The sequence below is a fragment of the Jatrophihabitans sp. YIM 134969 genome, assembly GCF_054456675.1.
The window spans coordinates 41698-58841 of the sequence record NZ_JBTJEQ010000016.1 but is presented as its reverse complement, the minus strand read 5'-3'; the positions used below and the strand labels follow the sequence as shown (position 1 = coordinate 58841).

General features: G+C 71.9%; 15 protein-coding genes and 1 pseudogene. 6 read left to right on the top strand and 10 right to left on the bottom strand.

The window, feature by feature from the left end:
- Positions 1 to 8: 8 nt before the first annotated feature.
- Positions 9 to 1226 (bottom strand): RNA polymerase sigma factor, encoded by a 1218-nt coding sequence (locus tag ACXR2U_RS10595; protein ID WP_458824979.1) that lies wholly within the window; start codon positions 1224 to 1226, stop codon positions 9 to 11.
- On the bottom strand, positions 1223 to 1612 hold the full coding sequence (locus ACXR2U_RS10590; protein WP_458824978.1) for a YciI family protein: 390 nt from the start codon (positions 1610 to 1612) through the stop codon (positions 1223 to 1225). The genes ACXR2U_RS10595 and ACXR2U_RS10590 overlap by 4 nt, the downstream gene beginning before the upstream one ends.
- 139 nt (positions 1613 to 1751) lie before the next feature.
- Here ACXR2U_RS10590 and ACXR2U_RS10585 point away from each other — a divergent pair, with 139 nt between their 5' ends.
- Both ACXR2U_RS10585 and ACXR2U_RS10580 read left to right on the top strand, forming a co-directional pair.
- On the top strand, positions 1752 to 2219 hold the full coding sequence (locus ACXR2U_RS10585; protein ID WP_458824977.1) for a YybH family protein: 468 nt from the start codon (positions 1752 to 1754) through the stop codon (positions 2217 to 2219).
- 83 nt (positions 2220 to 2302) lie between these two features.
- Entirely contained in the window at positions 2303 to 3064 is a 762-nt protein-coding gene (locus ACXR2U_RS10580) for a sortase domain-containing protein (RefSeq protein WP_458824976.1), read from the top strand.
- A 1-nt stretch (position 3065) separates the two neighbouring features.
- Here the strand turns inward: ACXR2U_RS10580 and ACXR2U_RS10575 are convergent, their stop codons facing one another.
- Positions 3066 to 3488: a VOC family protein gene (locus ACXR2U_RS10575; RefSeq protein WP_458824975.1), complete on the bottom strand. Its 423-nt coding sequence runs from the start codon at positions 3486 to 3488 to the stop codon at positions 3066 to 3068.
- A 54-nt stretch (positions 3489 to 3542) separates the two neighbouring features.
- Between ACXR2U_RS10575 and ACXR2U_RS10570 the strand changes: the two genes are divergently transcribed.
- Positions 3543 to 4220, top strand: coding sequence for an MOSC domain-containing protein (locus tag ACXR2U_RS10570; protein ID WP_458824974.1), 678 nt, complete (start codon positions 3543 to 3545; stop codon positions 4218 to 4220).
- Positions 4221 to 4250: 30 nt separating this feature from the next.
- Here ACXR2U_RS10570 and ACXR2U_RS10565 read toward each other — a convergent pair whose 3' ends face one another.
- On the bottom strand, positions 4251 to 5648 hold the full coding sequence (locus ACXR2U_RS10565; RefSeq protein ID WP_458824973.1) for an aminotransferase-like domain-containing protein: 1398 nt from the start codon (positions 5646 to 5648) through the stop codon (positions 4251 to 4253).
- A gap of 58 nt (positions 5649 to 5706) precedes the next feature.
- Between ACXR2U_RS10565 and yczE the strand changes: the two genes are divergently transcribed.
- Positions 5707 to 6447, top strand: coding sequence for a membrane protein YczE (gene yczE, locus ACXR2U_RS10560; RefSeq protein ID WP_458824972.1), 741 nt, complete (start codon positions 5707 to 5709; stop codon positions 6445 to 6447).
- A 114-nt stretch (positions 6448 to 6561) separates the two neighbouring features.
- On the opposite strand, the pseudogene ACXR2U_RS10555 reads toward yczE, so the two are convergent.
- Positions 6562 to 7674: pseudogene (locus ACXR2U_RS10555) on the bottom strand (DHA2 family efflux MFS transporter permease subunit); the annotation flags it as partial.
- Positions 7675 to 8014: 340 nt separating this feature from the next.
- Here ACXR2U_RS10555 and ACXR2U_RS10550 point away from each other — a divergent pair.
- Together ACXR2U_RS10550 and ACXR2U_RS10545 are read left to right on the top strand one after the other, a co-directional pair.
- Positions 8015 to 8332, top strand: coding sequence for a DUF485 domain-containing protein (locus ACXR2U_RS10550; RefSeq protein WP_458825020.1), 318 nt, complete (start codon positions 8015 to 8017; stop codon positions 8330 to 8332).
- Positions 8329 to 9927, top strand: a complete 1599-nt coding sequence (locus ACXR2U_RS10545) for a solute symporter family protein (protein ID WP_458824971.1) — start codon at positions 8329 to 8331, stop codon at positions 9925 to 9927. The genes ACXR2U_RS10550 and ACXR2U_RS10545 overlap by 4 nt, the downstream gene beginning before the upstream one ends.
- A gap of 229 nt (positions 9928 to 10156) precedes the next feature.
- Here ACXR2U_RS10545 and ACXR2U_RS10540 read toward each other — a convergent pair whose 3' ends face one another.
- The 5 genes from ACXR2U_RS10540 to nuoL all read right to left on the bottom strand — a co-directional run bounded on the left by ACXR2U_RS10540 (position 10157) and on the right by nuoL (position 17113).
- Entirely contained in the window at positions 10157 to 10999 is an 843-nt protein-coding gene (locus tag ACXR2U_RS10540; protein WP_458824970.1) for a class I SAM-dependent methyltransferase, read from the bottom strand.
- Positions 11000 to 11071: 72 nt separating this feature from the next.
- Entirely contained in the window at positions 11072 to 12082 is a 1011-nt protein-coding gene (locus tag ACXR2U_RS10535; protein ID WP_458824969.1) for a polyprenyl synthetase family protein, read from the bottom strand.
- Entirely contained in the window at positions 12079 to 13608 is a 1530-nt protein-coding gene (gene nuoN, locus ACXR2U_RS10530) for an NADH-quinone oxidoreductase subunit NuoN (RefSeq protein ID WP_458824968.1), read from the bottom strand. Before nuoN ends, ACXR2U_RS10535 begins: the two co-directional genes overlap by 4 nt.
- The gene (locus tag ACXR2U_RS10525) at positions 13605 to 15173 is read right to left on the bottom strand and encodes an NADH-quinone oxidoreductase subunit M (RefSeq protein ID WP_458824967.1); all 1569 of its coding nucleotides are present in this window, start codon (positions 15171 to 15173) and stop codon (positions 13605 to 13607) included. The genes nuoN and ACXR2U_RS10525 overlap by 4 nt, the downstream gene beginning before the upstream one ends.
- Positions 15173 to 17113, bottom strand: coding sequence for an NADH-quinone oxidoreductase subunit L (nuoL, locus tag ACXR2U_RS10520; RefSeq protein ID WP_458824966.1), 1941 nt, complete (start codon positions 17111 to 17113; stop codon positions 15173 to 15175). Before nuoL ends, ACXR2U_RS10525 begins: the two co-directional genes overlap by 1 nt.
- Between the last annotated feature and the right edge of the window lie 31 nt (positions 17114 to 17144).

Below are 17144 nucleotides of genomic sequence, written 5' to 3'. Positions count from 1 at the left end.
CCCGGGGTTCACCCGAGATCACGGGCGCGCGTCAGCAGATGGTCGCGCTCGGCGAGGTTCGAGGTCGCGGCCGCCGCGCGCGTGTAGGCGGCCCGGGCGGCAGCGGCGTCCCCGGACTCCGCCAGCAGGTGCGCCCGGACGGCGTCGACCCGGTGGTGGCGGGCGAGGACCGGGTCGGCCGCGGTCGCCGCCGCCAGCGCCTGCAGCCCGATCGTGGGGCCGTCGACCGCGGCCAGGGCGACCACGTGGCTGAGCGTCACCATCGGACCCGGTGCGACGGCGGCGAGGTGGCCGTACAGGCCGAGGATCTCGCGCCAGTCGGTGTCGGCGGCCGTCCGCGCTTCGGCGTGCACCGCCGCGATCGCCGCCTGCAACTGGTACGGACCGATCGTTGCAACAGGCAACGTTGCTTCGAGCAGCGAGACACCCTCGGCGATCTGGTCGTGGTCCCACCGGTTCCGGTCCTGCGCGGCGAGGGGCACCAGCCGTCCGAGCGCGTCGGTGCGGGCCGCGCGGCGGGCGTCGGTGAGCAGCATCAGAGCGAGCAACCCCGCGACCTCGCCGTCTTCCGGGACCTCCGCGCGGAGCATCCGGGTCAGCCGGATCGCCTCCCGGGCGAGGTCGACACGGTGCAGGGACGCCCCGCTACTGGCCGTGTGGCCCTCGGTGAACACGAGGTACAGCACGCGGAGGACGGCCGCGACGCGCGCGTCCCGTTCGTCCGCGCTCGGCGGGGCGAACCCGAGCCCGCTCGCGCGGATCCGGGCCTTCGCCCGGCTGATGCGTTGCCCGACCGTCGCCTCCGGCACCAGCAGGGCCCGCGCGATCTCGCCGGTGGTGAGCCCACCCACGGCCCGCAAGGTCAGGGCCACCTGCGCCGGTTGCGTCAGCGCCGGGTGGCAGCACAGGGTCAGCAGCGTCAGCGAGTCGTCGCGCGCGCTGGGGGCCACGACGTCCCCGGTCGGGTCCGCGACCGCGACCGCGTCCTCCCGGCGCCGGCGGGCGTCGTCCTGGCGACGGCCCTCGATCCACCGACGCGAGGCCACCCGCACCAACCACCCGGCGGGGTTGTCGGGGACGCCCTCGACCGGCCACTGGGTGGCGGCCGCGAGCAGCGCCTCCTGGACGGCGTCCTCGCACCGGTCGAAGCCCTCGTGGCCGCGCGCGAGCGTGGCGAGCACCCGCGGCGCGAGTTCCCGCAGGAGCGCGTCGACCGCGGCGGTCACGACGTGGCGTCCTCCCCCTGCCCGAAGGCCTTCGGATCCCACAACGGACGGACCTCGACGTGGTTGAACGCGGCGTCGGGGATGCGCGCGGCGATCGCCTCGGCCTCGGCGAGGTCGGCGCACTCCACGAGGTAGAAGCCCGCGAGGTGCTCCTTGATCTCGGCGAACGGGCCGTCGGTCGCGGTGATCTCGCCGTCGCGCACCGTCACCCGCCTCGCGGCCTCCGGGCCCATCAGCCCGCCCGAGACCACCAGCTGGCCGGACTCCATCAGCTCGTCGGTCAGCCGGTAGTGGGCCGCTCCGAACGCGGCGCGTTCCTCGTCGCTGAGGGTCTCCCAGCGTGCCAGCGAGGTCGCGTTGCTCTGCACCATGAGCAGGAATCGCACGGTCGTCTCCGATCGGTCGTGGACATCGTCCCACCGACGACGGCCCTCAGCCCGGTGTCGAAACCGCGCGCCCGGCTTCGACACCGGGGTGGACGACGCCGCAGGACGCAGCGCCGACGACCGAGGACGGGACCAGGCCATGACCAGCAGCAGCGACACCGCCAGCACCGACACCAGTACCGACACCGACGAGACCGCGATCCGGGCGGTCGTCGACACGCGGGTCGCCGCGATGGAGCGGGGCGACGCCGCCGCGATCGTCGCGCAGTACGCCCCCGGTGCCGTCGTCTTCAGCCTGGCGCCTCCGCTGGTGCAGCCGGCCGACGGCGCCCGCGACGTCGAGGCGCTGCAGGAGTGGTTCGACGGCAAGGGTGGCCGGGTGGGTTCGGGGGTCCGCGACGTGCAGGTGACCGTGGGCGGCGACGTCGCCTTCGTGACCGCGCTCGAGCGGATGGCCGACCCCGCGGGTGCGGGGTTCGAGCTGTGGTTCCGCACCACGCTCGGGCTGCGGCGGGTCGACGGCACCTGGCTCGTCACCCACGAGCACACCTCCGTGCCGTTCCTCATGGACGGCTCGTTCCGGGCGGCGACCGACCTGCGGCCCTGAACGGCCGGCGTCTGGCGTGGTCCGATCTGTCCGGGCCGGGTTACGCTGGCCGCGCCCCGTGACGCCGACCCTGCAGGGTGGACATGACCGCGAACCTGTCGACCCGTCGGTCGCGTCTGACCGCGCTGGTCGTGGCGGTCGCCCTCGTCCTCGCCGCCGCCGTCGCCCTCGTCGCGAGCCCGAGTTCGGGCGCCGAGGAAGCGGGGGCGGGGCCGGCCGCCCAGCGGGCGGTCACCCACACGGTCGAACTCGCGGTGTTCCCGAAGCTTGCCGCGCCGAAGACCAAGACGCCTCCCGTCCCGCACGACCTCGTCGCCCCGGCAGCCCCCACCGGGTTCCGCATCACCGGTCCGGCGTTCGACATCCCCGCGAAGGTCTGCGGGATGGACAACGTGCGACCGCTCGACCCGCCCGGCGACCAGTACCACACCGTCTGCTGGGTGCAGGAGGGCTTCGGGGTCGCGCCGGGCGTCGGCTCGGGCGGGACGAGCTACATCCTCGGCCACTCCTGGGCCCAGGCGCCGCTGGTGCTGACCCCGCTGTCGACCACGGCCATGGCCCACATGGACATGGCGAAGCCGGTGGCGCTCGCGGGCGTGCCGACGTACCCGACCACGGCGATCAACGGCTACAAGATCATCCTCACCACGCCGAACGGCGTGCTGACCTACACGGTCGACAGCGCCTACGCGGTGTCGAAGTCGCAGGCGGCGAACGTCGCACCGCTCATGGCCGAGAAGACGCCGAACCGGGTCGTCATCATCACCTGCGGCGTGGACGACGGCCAGGACGTCGACGTCAACATCATCGTCAACGCCACCCTGACGTCGTCGCAGAAGGCCTGACTCAGGCGGGCGCCCGGTCGGGGTGGCCGCGTTCCTGCAGCAGCCAGCCGTTGCCGTCGGGGTCGGTGAACCCGGAGAAGGTGTTGTAGTCGGCGTGGGCCGGGTCGACGCCGTCGGCCCAGCCCTCGGGCGTCATGTGCCGGACGGGGTCGAGCGTCACCCCGCGGTCGGTGAGGTCCGCGACCGCCGCCGCGAGGTCGGTGACCACGAGGTAGAGGCCGGTCACCGGACCGCCCGGAGCGGTGCCGAGCCCGATGCCGAACATCACCGAGGCGGGCGAGCCGGGCGGGGTGAACTGCACGACCCGGAACCCCTCACCCGCGGCGTGGTCGACGTCGAGGCCGAACCCCACCTGCTCGTAGTAGGCCTTGGCCCGGTCGACGTCGGCCACCCGCAACGTGACGGCCTCGAAGCGCAGATCCACGCGGGCATCCTGCCGTGCTCCGAACCCGGGCGACAGCCCCGGCACACTGGAGCCGTGGAGCAGCCGCGCGTCGACACCGTCAACCTCGGTTCCCCGGAGCCCAACCCGTACAAGGCGGTCGACTCGACGGGGATCGACAAGCGCCCGCAGGACGGCCCGGTCGAGGTCCGTGACCCGGGGCCGAAGCACGGTGGGCTGGGCAGCGGGCTGGTCGGCGACTTCATCGGCGACGTCGGCGCCCACGGCGGCGACGAACAGGCCGTCTACGCCTTCTCCCGCGAGAACCTGGACCGTTGGGCGGGGCGGCTCGGCCGGGAGCTGCCGAACGGGTTCTTCGGCGAGAACCTCACCACGGTCGGCATCGACGTCGACGACGCCCGGATCGGCGAGGTCTGGCGCATCGGCGACACCGTCGAGCTGCAGGTGACCGCGCCGCGCGTGCCGTGCTCGACGTTCCGCGGCTGGGTCGGCGAGACCGGGTGGCTCAAGCTCTTCACCGCCGACGCCCGCCCCGGCGCGTACCTGCGGGTGCTGGTGCCCGGCACGATCCGCTCCGGCGACCCGCTCACGGTCGTCCGGCGTCCTGAGCACGAGGTCACCGTCTCCCTGGTCTACCGCGCCGAGATGGGTGAGCGGGACCTGCTGCCGTCCCTGCTCGCCGCGGGCGACGACCTCCCCGACGACATCCGCGAGTTCGCGCGGTCCCGCACCACGATCACGGTCGACGAGTAGGGCAGCCGGTTTGTCCCTCCCGCTCCGCGGTCAGGCCGTCCAGCGGGGTGCGTCGGCGGTGGGGCGGTGGGGGTCGGCGGCGGCGCGGCGCAGACGCTCGACCGCCTCGGTGAGCACCGGCTCGGGCTTGGCGAACGGCAGCCGCAGGTAGCGCTCGTGGGTGCCGGCGAGGGCGAAGCGGGGGCCGGGCGCGACCCGCACCCCGTGGGCCCGCGCGGCGGCGGCGAGGCGCGTGCTGGACGCCCCCTCGCCGAGGTCCGCCCACAGCACCATCCCGCCCGACGGCCGGGCCGCGGGCCACCCGGCGCCGTCGAGCAGAGCGAGCAGGTGGTCGCGGCGGGCACGGAGCAACGCGACCCGTTCGGCGCGGATCGCGTCGAGGTGCGCGAACACCTCCACGCCGAGCAGCTGGTCGAGCACCGGGGCCGCGATGTCCTGGGAGGCCCGCACCGACCCCAGCCGGGCGACCGTCCCCGCCGACGCCCGGATCCACCCCAGCCGCAGACCGCCCCAGACGAGCTTGGACAGCGACCCGACGCTGACGACGTCCGGGCCGAAGCTCGCGAGCGGTCGGCGGTCGGGCACGTCGTCGTCGAGGGTGAGCTCGGCGAAGGTCTCGTCGGCGACCAGCAGGGTGTCCGGCAGCGCGCGGACCAGGCCACGCCGCTGGCTCTCCGACGCGTGCGCCCCGGTCGGGTTGTGGTGGTCGGGGGTCACGATCGCGAGCACCGGCGGGGTCCCGCCGCGCGGGAGCGACCAGCCACGCTCGTCGACCCCGATGGGTGACAGCCGCACGTGGTGCGCCCGGGCGGCGTCGGTGCAGCCCGCGTAGGTCGGGACCTCGAGCCCGACCAGCTCGCCCGGTGAGGCGAAGGTGCGCAGCACCAGGTCCCACCCGTGCAGCGCGCCCTGCGTGATGAGGACCTGGTCGGGGGTGGTCGGCACGCCCCGCTGCCGGTACCGCCGCGCGATGGCCTGGCGCAGGTCGCGCAGCCCCAGCGGGTGCAACCCCGGCGCCGCGAGCAGGGCGGGGAGCCGGGCCGCCGCCTCGAACGCGAGTGGCCCGAGCAGGGCGGGCGCCGCGGGCGCGGCCACGGTGAGGTCGATGTCGTCGGGTCGGAGGACGCCTCGCACCGACGACGTCTCGTCGGGCCGGTCGACGGTGTCGGGCACCGCGGCCACCACCGTGCCGCTCCCCTGTCGGCTCACCAGCAGGCCCTCACCACGGAGCAGGTCGAGCGCCGCGGTGACGGTCGTCCGGCTGGCGCCGAGGTCGACGGCCAGGCGCCGTTCGGCGGGCAGGGTGTCGCCGACGAGCAGCCGGCCGTCGAGCACCAGACCGCGCAGCGCGTCGGCCAGGGCGAGGTAGGCCGGGCCGCCGCCGGCGACCACCGGCCGGAGGGCCTCGAGCAGCTGCTCGCGGTCCATGCCACCTCCTCAGGATTGGCCTTGTCGGGAGCAGACCAATCTTGTCACGCTGTACGCCATGACGTCACGGCTGACCCGCGTGCTGTTGCCGCTGCCGCCCGACCGCCGCACCGCACGCTTCACCGCGCTGCTGGTCGGGCTCGTGCTCTACGGCGTCAGCATGGGTCTGATGCTGCTCGCCGGTCTGGGCCTCGCGCCGTGGGGCGTGCTCGACCAGGGGCTGTCGGTCACGGTCGGCGGGAGTGTCGGGCTGTGGTCCGTGATCGTGGGCGCGGCCGTCCTGCTGCTGTGGATCCCGTTGCGCCAGCGGCCGGGCATCGGGTCCCTGCTCAACGTCGTCCTGGTCGGGACCGCCATCGACGTCACCCTGGACGTGCTGCCCACGCCGTCGGCGCTCGCGTCACGGATCGCGGTGCTGGTCGCGGGCATCGCGCTCAACGCCGTCGCCACCGCGCTCTACGTCGGAGCGGGGCTCGGCCCCGGACCGCGCGACGGCCTGATGACCGGGCTCGCCGCGCGTGGTCACCCGGTGCGGGTGGTCCGCACCGGCCTCGAACTCACGGTTCTCGTCGTCGGTTGGTTGCTCGGCGGGGAGGTCGGCTGGGGCACGCTCGCGTACGCCGTGACCATCGGCGTCGCGTTGCACACGCTGCTACCGCGGATGCGGTTGCGTGAGCGGGACGGCGCGGTCGCCCCCGTCGTCGTGCAGGACGCGGTTGTGGACGAACAGGGCCGACACCAGTCCGGAGGCGATGGCGGCGACACCCGCGATGACCACCGCGCGGTCGAAGCCCGCTGACAGCGCCGCCGGGTTCCGGTAGGCCGCGTTGGTGATGCCGGCGAGGCCCGGCAGGACCGCGACCGCGATCAGACCGGCGGTCCGCGCGACGTCGTTGTTGACGGCCGAGGCGACGCCCGCCTCACCGTCGGGCGCGGCGGCGAGGACGGTCGCGGTCAGCGGCGCCACGGTGATCGACATGCCGAGCCCGAACACGAGGATCGCCGGGAGCACGTCGGCGACGTAGTTCGCGTCCGCCCCCACCCGCGAGAGCAGGATCAACCCGACCCCGGCGATCACCGGGCCGATCGTCATGAACCACTTCGGGCCGTAGCGGGTGGCGAGCCGGCCCGCGCGGGACGAGATCAGGAACAGCATGGCGGTCATCGGCAGCAGCGAGATCCCGGCCTGGAACGGGCTGTAGCCGCTGACCTGCTGCAGCTGCACCGGCAGCAGGAACAACGCGCCGGCGAGCGCCGCGTACAGCACGAACGTCAGGACGTTGCCGGCCGAGAAGGTGCGGTCGCGGAACAGCGACATCGGCAGCATCGGGTGCGGGGTGCGGATCTCCCACCCGACGAACGCCACGACCAGGGCGATGCCGACGACGAGCGTGGTCACCGTGGCGACGCCCCACCCGGCCGACGGCCCGTACGTCAGCCCGAACACCACCCCGGCGAGGCCGAGGGCCGCGAGCACGGCGCCGGTGACGTCGAGGCGACCGGCCGCCGCGGGGTCACGGGTCTCGGGGATGCGCCGGGCGGCCACCAGCACCGCGACGCCCAGCGGGACGTTGATGAGGAACGCGAGCCGCCAGCCCCACGTGCCGATGCTGACGAGGACGCCGCCGAGGATCGGGCCGAGCGCGCCCGCGATCGCTCCGAAGCCCGACCACGACCCGACCGCCGCGGCGCGGTCCTCGCGGCGGAAGACCGCCTCGAGGATGGCGAGCGAGCCCGGGGTCAGCAACGCCGCACCCATGCCCTGCAGCGCGCGGATCGCGATGAGGAACTCCCCCGTGGGCGCGACGGCGCAGCCGACCGAGGCGACGGCGAACCAGACCACGCCGATCTGGAAGATCTTGCGACGCCCGAGGCGGTCGCCGAGCGACCCGCCCAGCAGCAGCAGCCCGGCGAGGGTCAGCGTGTACGCGTTGACCACCCACTGCAGGCTGGTGAGCCCGATGTCGAGGTCCTCACCGATGCGCGGCAGGGCGACGTTGACGATGGTGCCGTCCAGTTGTGCCATGCCCGACGCGAGCACGGTCGCGGCGACGACCGCCCGCCCCCGGCCGGTGGCGAGCCGCAGGCCGGTCTCGGGCGGGGGCGTCGTCGTGGTCACCCGGTGATCCTGCCGTGGGGGTGGCGGTCGCGCACCCGTCACCCGACTGCTCTGTCCCCGATCCGTCGTGATCCGTCGTCGGGTCCGTGTCAGCCGACGGTTCCCCGACGGTTCGCGTCCGGTTAGGGTGAGTTGTCCCGTGACCCGGGTCACCACGACGAAGGGACCACCCGTGACCGACCTGTCCAAGCCCTCCTCCGGGGCGGAGGCCACGTCGCCGCCCCTGACCGGCGACGCCTACGTCGGCATGCAACGCGACCCGGAGTTCCAGGCCCTGCGCCGCCGGTTCCGCCGCTTCGTGTTCCCCATGACCGGGCTGTTCCTCGTCTGGTACCTGCTCTACGTCCTGCTCGCCGATTACGCCCACGACTTCATGGCGACCGAGGTGGTCGGCAACGTGAACGTCGGCCTGGTGTTCGGGCTGCTGCAGTTCGTGTCGACGTTCGTCATCACCGGGCTCTACGTCCGCTTCGCCGACCGGCACGTCGACCCGGCCGCCGAACACCTCCGGGAGCGGCTCGCCGCCCAGCGGGCGGACCTCCCCACCGACGGGGGCCACCGGTGACCGACCTGGGCAACCCCGCCGTCAACATCGGGATCTTCGTCGGCTTCGTCGTCGTCACCCTGGTCGTGGTGTTCCGCGCCAGCCGGAACAACAGCACCGCGAGCGGGTACTACACCGGCGACGCCTCGTTCTCCGGCGTGCAGAACGGCGTCGCGATCTCGGGCGACTACCTGTCGGCGGCGAGCTTCCTCGGCATCGCCGGCGCCATCGCCGTCTACGGCTACGACGGCTTCCTCTACTCGATCGGCTTCCTCGTGGCCTGGCTGGTCGCGCTGCTGCTGGTCGCGGAACTGCTGCGCAACACCGGCCGGTTCACGATGGCCGACGTGCTGTCGTTCCGCCTGCAGCAACGACCCGTGCGGATGGCGGCGGCGATCTCGACGCTCACGGTGTCGCTGTTCTACCTGCTGGCCCAGATGGCGGGTGCCGGCGGCCTGGTCGCGCTGCTGCTCGGCATCGACGACGAGGGCGGGCAGGCCGTCGTCATCGCCGCCGTCGGCCTGGTGATGATCGCCTACGTCCTCATCGGCGGGATGAAGGGCACCACCTGGGTGCAGATCATCAAGGCCACGCTGCTCATCGCCGGCGCCATCCTGATGACGGTGATGGTGCTGGCCAAGGTCGGGTTCAATCTGTCCGAACTGCTCGGGAACGCCCAGACCGCCGCCGACGCTGCGAAGAAGCCGCTCGACGTGCTCGCGCCCGGCGCCCAGTACGGGCTCGACGGCACCTCGAAGCTGAACTTCCTCTCGCTGGCGATCGCGCTGGTGCTCGGCACCGCCGGGCTCCCACACGTGCTCATGCGCTTCTACACGGTGCCCACCGCCCGCGAGGCGCGCCGCTCGGTGGTGTGGGCGATCGGCCTGATCGGCTTGTTCTACCTGCTCACGCTCGTGCTGGGCTACGGCGCCGCGGCGCTGGTCGGCCCGGACAAGATCCTGGCCGCGCCCGGCAAGGTCAACTCGGCCGCGCCGCTGCTGGCGTTCGAACTCGGCGGGACCGTGCTGCTCGGCATCATCGCGGCGGTGGCGTTCGCGACGATCCTCGCCGTCGTCGCCGGCCTCACGATCACCGCCTCGGCGTCGTTCGCGCACGACATCTACGCCAACGTGGTGAAGAAGGGCGAGGTCGACGAGCGCAAGCAGGTCCGCGTGTCCCGCATCGCCGCGGTGGTGATCGGCATCGTGGCCATCGGGCTCGGCATCCTGGCCAACGGCCAGAACGTCGCGTTCCTCGTGGCTCTGGCCTTCGCGATCGCGGCGTCGGCCAACCTGCCCACGATCCTGTTCTCGCTGTTCTGGAAGCGGTTCAACACCACCGGAGCGCTCTGGAGCATCTACGGCGGCCTGCTCAGTGCGCTGGTCCTGATCGTCTTCTCCCCCGCCGTGTCGGGTTCGGCCACCTCGATGCTGCCCGACAGCGACTTCGCCTGGTTCCCGCTCGCCAACCCGGGCATCGTCTCGATCCCGATCGGGTTCCTGGCCGCGGTCGCCGGCACCTACGCCTCCCGCCGCCCGGCCGACCCGGTCAAGCAGGCCGAGATGGAGGTCCGCGAACTGACGGGCTACGGCGTCGAGAAGACGGTCGCGCACTGACGGTTCAGGGGTGGCGGGGCGTCAGCTGGTGAACATCTGCTCCTGCCGCCCCGGGAGTTCTGGCGAGTGGTCACTTCTCCCCACGAGTGGTCAGAAAATGCTGACCACTCGACGGGGAAGGTGCCCACTCACCAGGACGGGGCGAGGCGGACGGGACGGGACGGGGCGGGGCGGGGCGGGACGGGACAGGACGGGACAGGACGGGACGGAACAGGACAGGAGGGGCGGGTCAGGGGCGGCGGGCGAGGGTGACGGTGCGGACGCCGCGCAGGTGGACCAGCGCCGGGTCGAGGTCGGCCGCCAGGTGCTGGAGGGTCGTCCGGTCGACGGGGTCGAGGTCGCCCGCGCGGGCGGCGATGCGGCCCAGCCACAGCTGCGCGTACCGCACGGCCTCGGGCGACACCGGTGGGGCGACGTCGACGGCGACGGCCTCCTCGCCCACGACCTCGAAGCTGGCGGCGGCGAACCGGTCGGCCCAGTGCGACCCGATCTCCGGCACCTCACGCTCGTGGACGCGGCGGAGCACGGCCATGGCGCGGTCCTCGACGTCGCCCGCGACGCCCGCCCCGAGGACGCGCACCGGTTCGTCGAACTCGACCGCCACCAGCAGACCGCCCGGGACGACGGCCTCGAACACCTCACGCAGGGAGCGGTCCGGCTCGCCGAGGTGGTGCAGGGCCATCGAGGCCCACACCACGTCGACCGGTCCGAGGTCGGGCCAGCCGTGGTCGAGGTCGGCGACCACGGCCCGCACCCGCTCCCCCAGCGCCTTGCCGGCCAGCCGGGTGGGCAGGGCGGGGTTGCTGTCGACCGCGACCACCGTGGCATCGGGGAACAGCCGGGCGAGCGCCGCCGTGCCGGTGCCAGTCCCCGCGCCGAGGTCGACGACGGTCCGCACCGACGCCGGTGCCGCCTGCGCGACCAGCGCGTGCACCTGCGCCCAGGACGCCGCCAGGGCGACCGCGTCCAGGTCCAGCAACTCGCCCAGGCCGGCGTCGTCGTCGTGCTCGTGGGCGCCGTGCTCGTGGGCGGCGTGCTCGTGGGCGGCGTGCTCGTGCCGGTGGTGGGTCATGCCGCCGAGGCTAGGTGGGACGTCCCAGAACCGCATGGATCCGTGCAGAACTGCAACGACCGCCGACGCCGCTCAGCCGGTGCGCTCGACGACCCCGTGCACGATCGCGACCAGCGCCCGGCGGGCCGGACCCTCGGGCAGGCCGGACAGGATCGACAGGGCCGAGTCGGCGTAGGTCTGCAGGGTCTGCCGGGCCTGGGCCAGGGCGGGCGAGCGGCGCAGCAGGTCGAGGGCCTCGGCGTGCTCGTCGTCGTCGACCAGGGGCTTGGACACCAGGACCCGCAGGCGGGCGGCGGCGGGATCGGGCGACTCGTCGCGCAGGGCGAACAGCACGGGCAGGGTCGCCACACCCTCCCGCAGGTCGGTGCCGGGCGTCTTGCCGGAGTCGGTGGTGTCCGAGGCGATGTCGATGATGTCGTCGGAGATCTGGAACGCCACACCCAACTGCTCGGCGTAGCGGCGCACCAGTTCGATCGAGGCGTCCGGGGCGCCGCCGAAGCGGGCGCCGAACTCGGCCGAGGTCGCGATCAGGGAGCCGGTCTTGTCGGCGAGCACACCCAGGTGGTGGGCCACCGGGTCCTCACCCTCGCGGGGCCCGACCGTCTCGCGGATCTGCCCGGACACCAGCCGCGCGAACGTCGTCGCCTGCAGCCGGACCGCCCAGGGGCCGAGGTCGGCCAGCAGTTCCGAGGCGCGGGAGAACAGGTAGTCGCCGGTGAGGATCGCGACCGTGTTGTCCCACCGGGCGTTGGCCGAGGCGGAGCCGCGGCGCACCTCGGCCTCGTCCATGACGTCGTCGTGGTAGAGCGTCGCGAGGTGGGTGAGCTCGACGACCGCCGCGGCGGTGACGACCTCGGGCACCGCGGGCGACCCCAGGTGGGCGCACATCAGCGTCATGAGCGGCCGCAGCCGCTTGCCGCCGGCGTCGACCAGGAACCGGGCCGCCTCGGCGATGAAGGGGTCGTCGGACTGCACGCTGCTGTGCAGCAGCCGCTCGACCTCGGCGAGGCCCCGCCGGAGGTCGGCGTCGAGGACGGGGTCGCCGAGGTCGAGCCCCAGCGCCTCCGTGGTCGGTCCGCTCACCCTCGCAGTGTGGCAGCCCCGGTGGCGATGTCGATGAGCGGCTGCGGGACGACGCCCAGCAGCACGGTCACGACGACGCCCGCGGTCAGCGCGATCGTGGTGAGCGGGGACGGCACGGCGATGTCCGGCGGCTCGTCGGGCAGCGGCGCGAAGAACATCAGCACGATGATGCGCAGGTAGAAGAACGCGGCCACGGCCGAGGTGACCAGGGCGATGACGACCAGCTGCGGGGCCGAGTCGTACGCCGCCCGGAACACGTAGAACTTGCCGGTGAAGCCCGCCGTCAGCGGGATCCCCGCCATCGACAGCAGCAGCACGGTCATGATCGTCGCCACGAACGGGCTGCGCTTGGCCATGCCCGACCACTGCGAGATGCGGGTCGCCTCACCGTTCGGGTCACGCACGAGGGTGACGAGCCCGAAGGCCGCGATCGTGGAGAAGCCGTAGCCCGACAGGTAGAACAGCACGCTCGCGATGCCGTCCTTCGACAGCGAGATCAGGCCGACCAGGATGAACCCGGCGTGGGCGATCGAGCTGTAGGCGAGCACCCGCTTGACGTCGGTCTGGGTCAGCCCGAAGACCGCGCCCACCACCATCGAGACGATGGCCACGGCCCAGAGCACCGGCTTCCAGTCCCAGGACGTGCTGCCGAACCCGACGTAGAGCACGCGCAGGATCGCGGCGAACGCGGCCACCTTGGTGCAGGCGGCGAAGAACGCCGTCACCGAGGTGGGAGCGCCCTGGTAGACGTCCGGGGTCCAGCTGTGGAATGGCGCGATGCCGGCCTTGAACAGCAGGCCGACGAGCAGCAGGGCCAGGCCGAGGAACAACAGGACGTCGGAGCGGCTGCCGGCGCTGGTCGCCCGGAAGATGCCCGCGAGGTCCACGGTGTCGGCGTAGCCGTAGAGCAGCGCCAGGCCGTAGAGGAAGAACGCCGAGGCGAACGCGCCCAGCAGGAAGTACTTGACGGCCGCCTCCTGCGAGAGCAGGCGGCGACGGCGCGACAACCCCGCCATGAGGTACAGCGGCAGCGACAGCACCTCGAGGGCGACGAACATGAGCAGCAGGTTGTTCGCGACCGAGAAGATCAACATGCCCGACACCGCGAACGAGGTGAGCGGGAAGATCTCGGTCTGGACCCGGGTGCTCTCGGCCAACCGCCGGTCGGCCGCGGAGCCTGCGACCAGCGAGGCCTGCGCGACGATGCCGCTCGAGCCCTCGACCGACCGCTCGGCCATGAGCATCACGGCGAGCAGGGCCAGCAGCAGGATCAGGCCCATCATGAACTGGCCGAAGCCGTCGATGGCGAGCGCGCCGCCGACGGTCACGGTCTGGTCGTCACGCTTGAGCACCAGGCACACGAACGCGACGATCGTGGCCAGGACGGAGAGGCCGACCTGGGCGCTGTAGCGGGACTCGCGCGGCGCGAACGCCTCGACCAGCACGCCGAGCAGCGCGGCGGCCAGCATCACCAGGATCGGCAGCAACGCCCCGTAGGCGATCGCCGGTGCGTCGAAGGGCTTCATCGTCCGGGTCCGTTCGCGGTGACCGCAGCCGGCGAGGCGGGCAGCGGGTCGGTGGTGTTGAGGTCCTGCAGGGTCGCGGTGACCGCCGGGTTGACGACATCGGTCACGGGCTTCGGCCAGAAGCCCAGCACGATGATCAGCACCAGCAGGGGTGCGACGGCGAACACCTCGCGCGCCTTGACGTCCTTGAACGCCTTGACCTTGTTCGACAACGTCCCCTGCATCGTGCGTTGGTAGACCAGCAGGATGTAGAGCGCGGCCAGGATGATGCCGGTGGTGCCGACCACCGCGATGCCCTTGTGCCGCGTGAACGTGCCCAGCAGCACGAGGAACTCGCTGGTGAAGGTGCTCATGCCCGGCAGGGCGAGCGCCGAGAGACCGGCGAGCAGGAACAGGCCACCGAGGATCGGCGTCTTCTTCGCCGTGCCGCTGTACTCGGCGATGGTGCGCGACTTGCCGCGCACCACGAGCATGCCGACGACGAGGAACAGCGCGCCGGTGGAGAGGCCGTGGTTGACCATGTAGAACACCGCGCCGGTCTGTCCCTGCGTGGTGAACGCGAACGTCCCGAGGCCGATGAACCCGAAGTGGGCCACCGAGGTGTAGGCGACCAGGCGTTTCATGTCGCGTTGCCCGAACGCCTGGAACGACGCGTACAGGATGCCGATCAGCGACAGGATCAGGATGGTCGGCGCGAAGAACTTCGAGGCGTCCGGGAACAGCGGGATGCAGTAACGCAGGAACCCGAAGATGCCCACCTTGTCGAGCACGCCCACGAGCAGCACCCCGGCCCCGATCGGAGCCTCGGCGCCGGCGTCGGGCAGCCAGGTGTGGAACGGCACCAGCGGCGCCTTGATGGCGAAGGCCAGGAAGAAGCCCAGGAACAGCCACTTCTGCGTCGCGTCGTCGGGCACCTTGCCGACCAGGTCGGTGAAGGCGAAGCTGCTGGTGCCGGTGGTGACGTAGAGGCCGATGACCGACGCCAGCATCACGAGGCCGCCGAGCAGCGAGTACAGGAAGAACTTCACCGCGGCGTACTGGCGACGCGGACCGCCGAAGCTCCCGATGAGGAAGTACATCGGGATGAGCATCGCCTCGAAGAAGACGTAGAACAGGAACACGTCGGTCGCGATGAACACGCCGATCACGAAGAACTCGAGCAACAGGACCAGGGCGAAGAAGGTCCGGCTGTCGCGGTCGCCCGGGTTCTCGCCCTTCTCCTCCATGTCCGAGCGCTTGTCGAAGCTGTTCCAGGAGAACAGCAGCACGCACGGCACGAGGACCACCGTCATCGCGACCAGCACCAACGCGATGCCGTCGACGCCGAACGCGATGTGCGCGCCGAACGCCTTGATCCAGTTCCAGCTCGCGGTGAACTGGAAGCGGTCACCGCCCGCCTCGAACCGCAGCGCGACGACGATGAGGTCGACCAGGGTGGCGATCGAGAAGAGGAACCCGATCTGCTTGGCGAGCCTCTTGTCGGCCGCCGGCACCAACATGACCGCGCCCGCGCCGACCAGCGGCAGCAGGAGCAGGACGAGCAGCTCGTAACTGTTCGTGTGCATCAGCTGAACCTCACCGCGAGCAGGGCCGCGACGACCGCGACCGTGCCGCCGAGCATGGTCAGCGCGTAGCTGCGGACGAAGCCGGTCTGACTGCGGCGCAAGCGCGCCGACCCGCCTCCGAAGCCCGCGGCGGCGCCGTTGACCGCGCCGTCGACGACCTTGTTGTCGAAGAACACCAGAGCCGCAGTCAGCCACTGGCCGGGGCGCATGAGCACCGCCTCGTTGAAGTCGTCGGCCCAGAGTCGCTTCCGTGCCGCCTTGGTGAACACCGAGACCCGCTCCGGCGCGACGTCCGGGACCGGGCGACGGCCGAACCAGAACACGGCCACCAGCACACCGAGCGCGACCAGCACGAGCGTGATGATGGTGAGCGTCAGCGGGGCGATGGTGTGGTCGGCCGCCTCCTCGGGCGCGCCGACCGACGGCGTGAGGAAGTCGGCCAGGCGGTTGCCGGTGACCAGGAAGCCACCGCCGACCACCGAGAGCGCCGCGAGCACGATCATCGGCACGGTCATGACCGGCTTGGACTCGTGCGGGTGGGCGGGCGCGCCGTTCAGCTCGATGCCGTGGCCGTGGTCGTCCTCCCAGCGCGGCTTGCCGTGGAAGGTCATGATGAAGGCGCGGGTCATGTAGAACGCGGTCAGGGCGGCGCCCACGACCCCGACGATGCCGAGGATCCAGCCGCTCGTCCCACCGTGGTCGAACGCGGCCTCGATGATCTTGTCCTTCGTGAAGTACCCCGTGAAGAACGGGAAGCCGATGATGGCGAGGAAGCCGCAGAGGAACACGCCGTAGGTGATGGGCATCTTGCGCCACAGCCCTCCGAACCGGCGCATGTCGATGGTGTCGTTCATGCCGTGCATGACCGACCCCGCCGAGAGGAACAGTGCCGCCTTGAAGAAGCCGTGGCCGACCAGGTGGGCGATGGCGATCGCGTAGACACCTGGGCCGAGACCGGCCGCGAGGAACATGTAGCCGATCTGGCTCACCGTCGAGTAGGCCAGCACCCGCTTGAGGTCGTCCTGGCCGCAGGCCGAGATGCACCCGTAGAGGATCGTGATCGCCGCGACGATCACGACCACCGTGCGCGCCGCCGACGAGTGGTCGAAGATCGGGAACGACCGCGCGATGAGGTAGACGCCGGCGGTGACCATCGTCGCCGCGTGGATGAGCGCGGACACCGGGGTCGGGCCGGCCATGGCGTCGGCGAGCCAGCTCTGCAACGGGAACTGGCCGGACTTGCCGCACGCGCCGAGCAGGAGCATCAGCCCGATCGCCAGCGCGATGCCGGTGCTGCCGTTGCCCACGACCGCGAAGACGCCGTCGAACGAGGAGGTCCCGAAGTACGCGAACATCAGCATGATCGCGACCGAGAGCCCGACGTCGCCGACGCGGTTGAAGATGAACGCCTTCTTCGCGGCGGTCGCGGCGTCGGGGCGCTCGTAGTAGAAGCCGATCAGCAGGTACGACGCGACACCCACGCCCTCCCAGCCCACGTAGAGCGAGAGGTAGTTGTCGGACAGCACCAGCAGCAACATGGCCGCGATGAACAGGTTGAAGTAGCCGAAGAACCGCCGCTTGCCGGGGTCGCCCGCCATGTAGCCGATGGCGTAGACGTGGATGAGCGATCCGACGCCGGTGATGAGCAGGGCGAACGTCAGCGAGAGCGGGTCGATCCGCAGGCCGGCGTCGACGTTGAAGCTGCCGACGCTGATCCAGTCGAACAGCTTCAGCCCGATCTCGCGCTCGTCCTCGGGCTGACCGTCGACGGAGAAGAAGATCGCGACGGTGAGGACGAACAGACCGACCGGCACGAGCGTGCCGATGGCCGCCGCGACCTTGTTGACGTACTTGCCGAACGACAACAGCAGGATCGCTGAGACGGCCGGGATCGCTATGAGCAGCCAGGCGGCGCTCTGGATGCCGGAGGCAGCGGTCACCGGTCGGTTCCCTTCAGATCGACGAGCACGG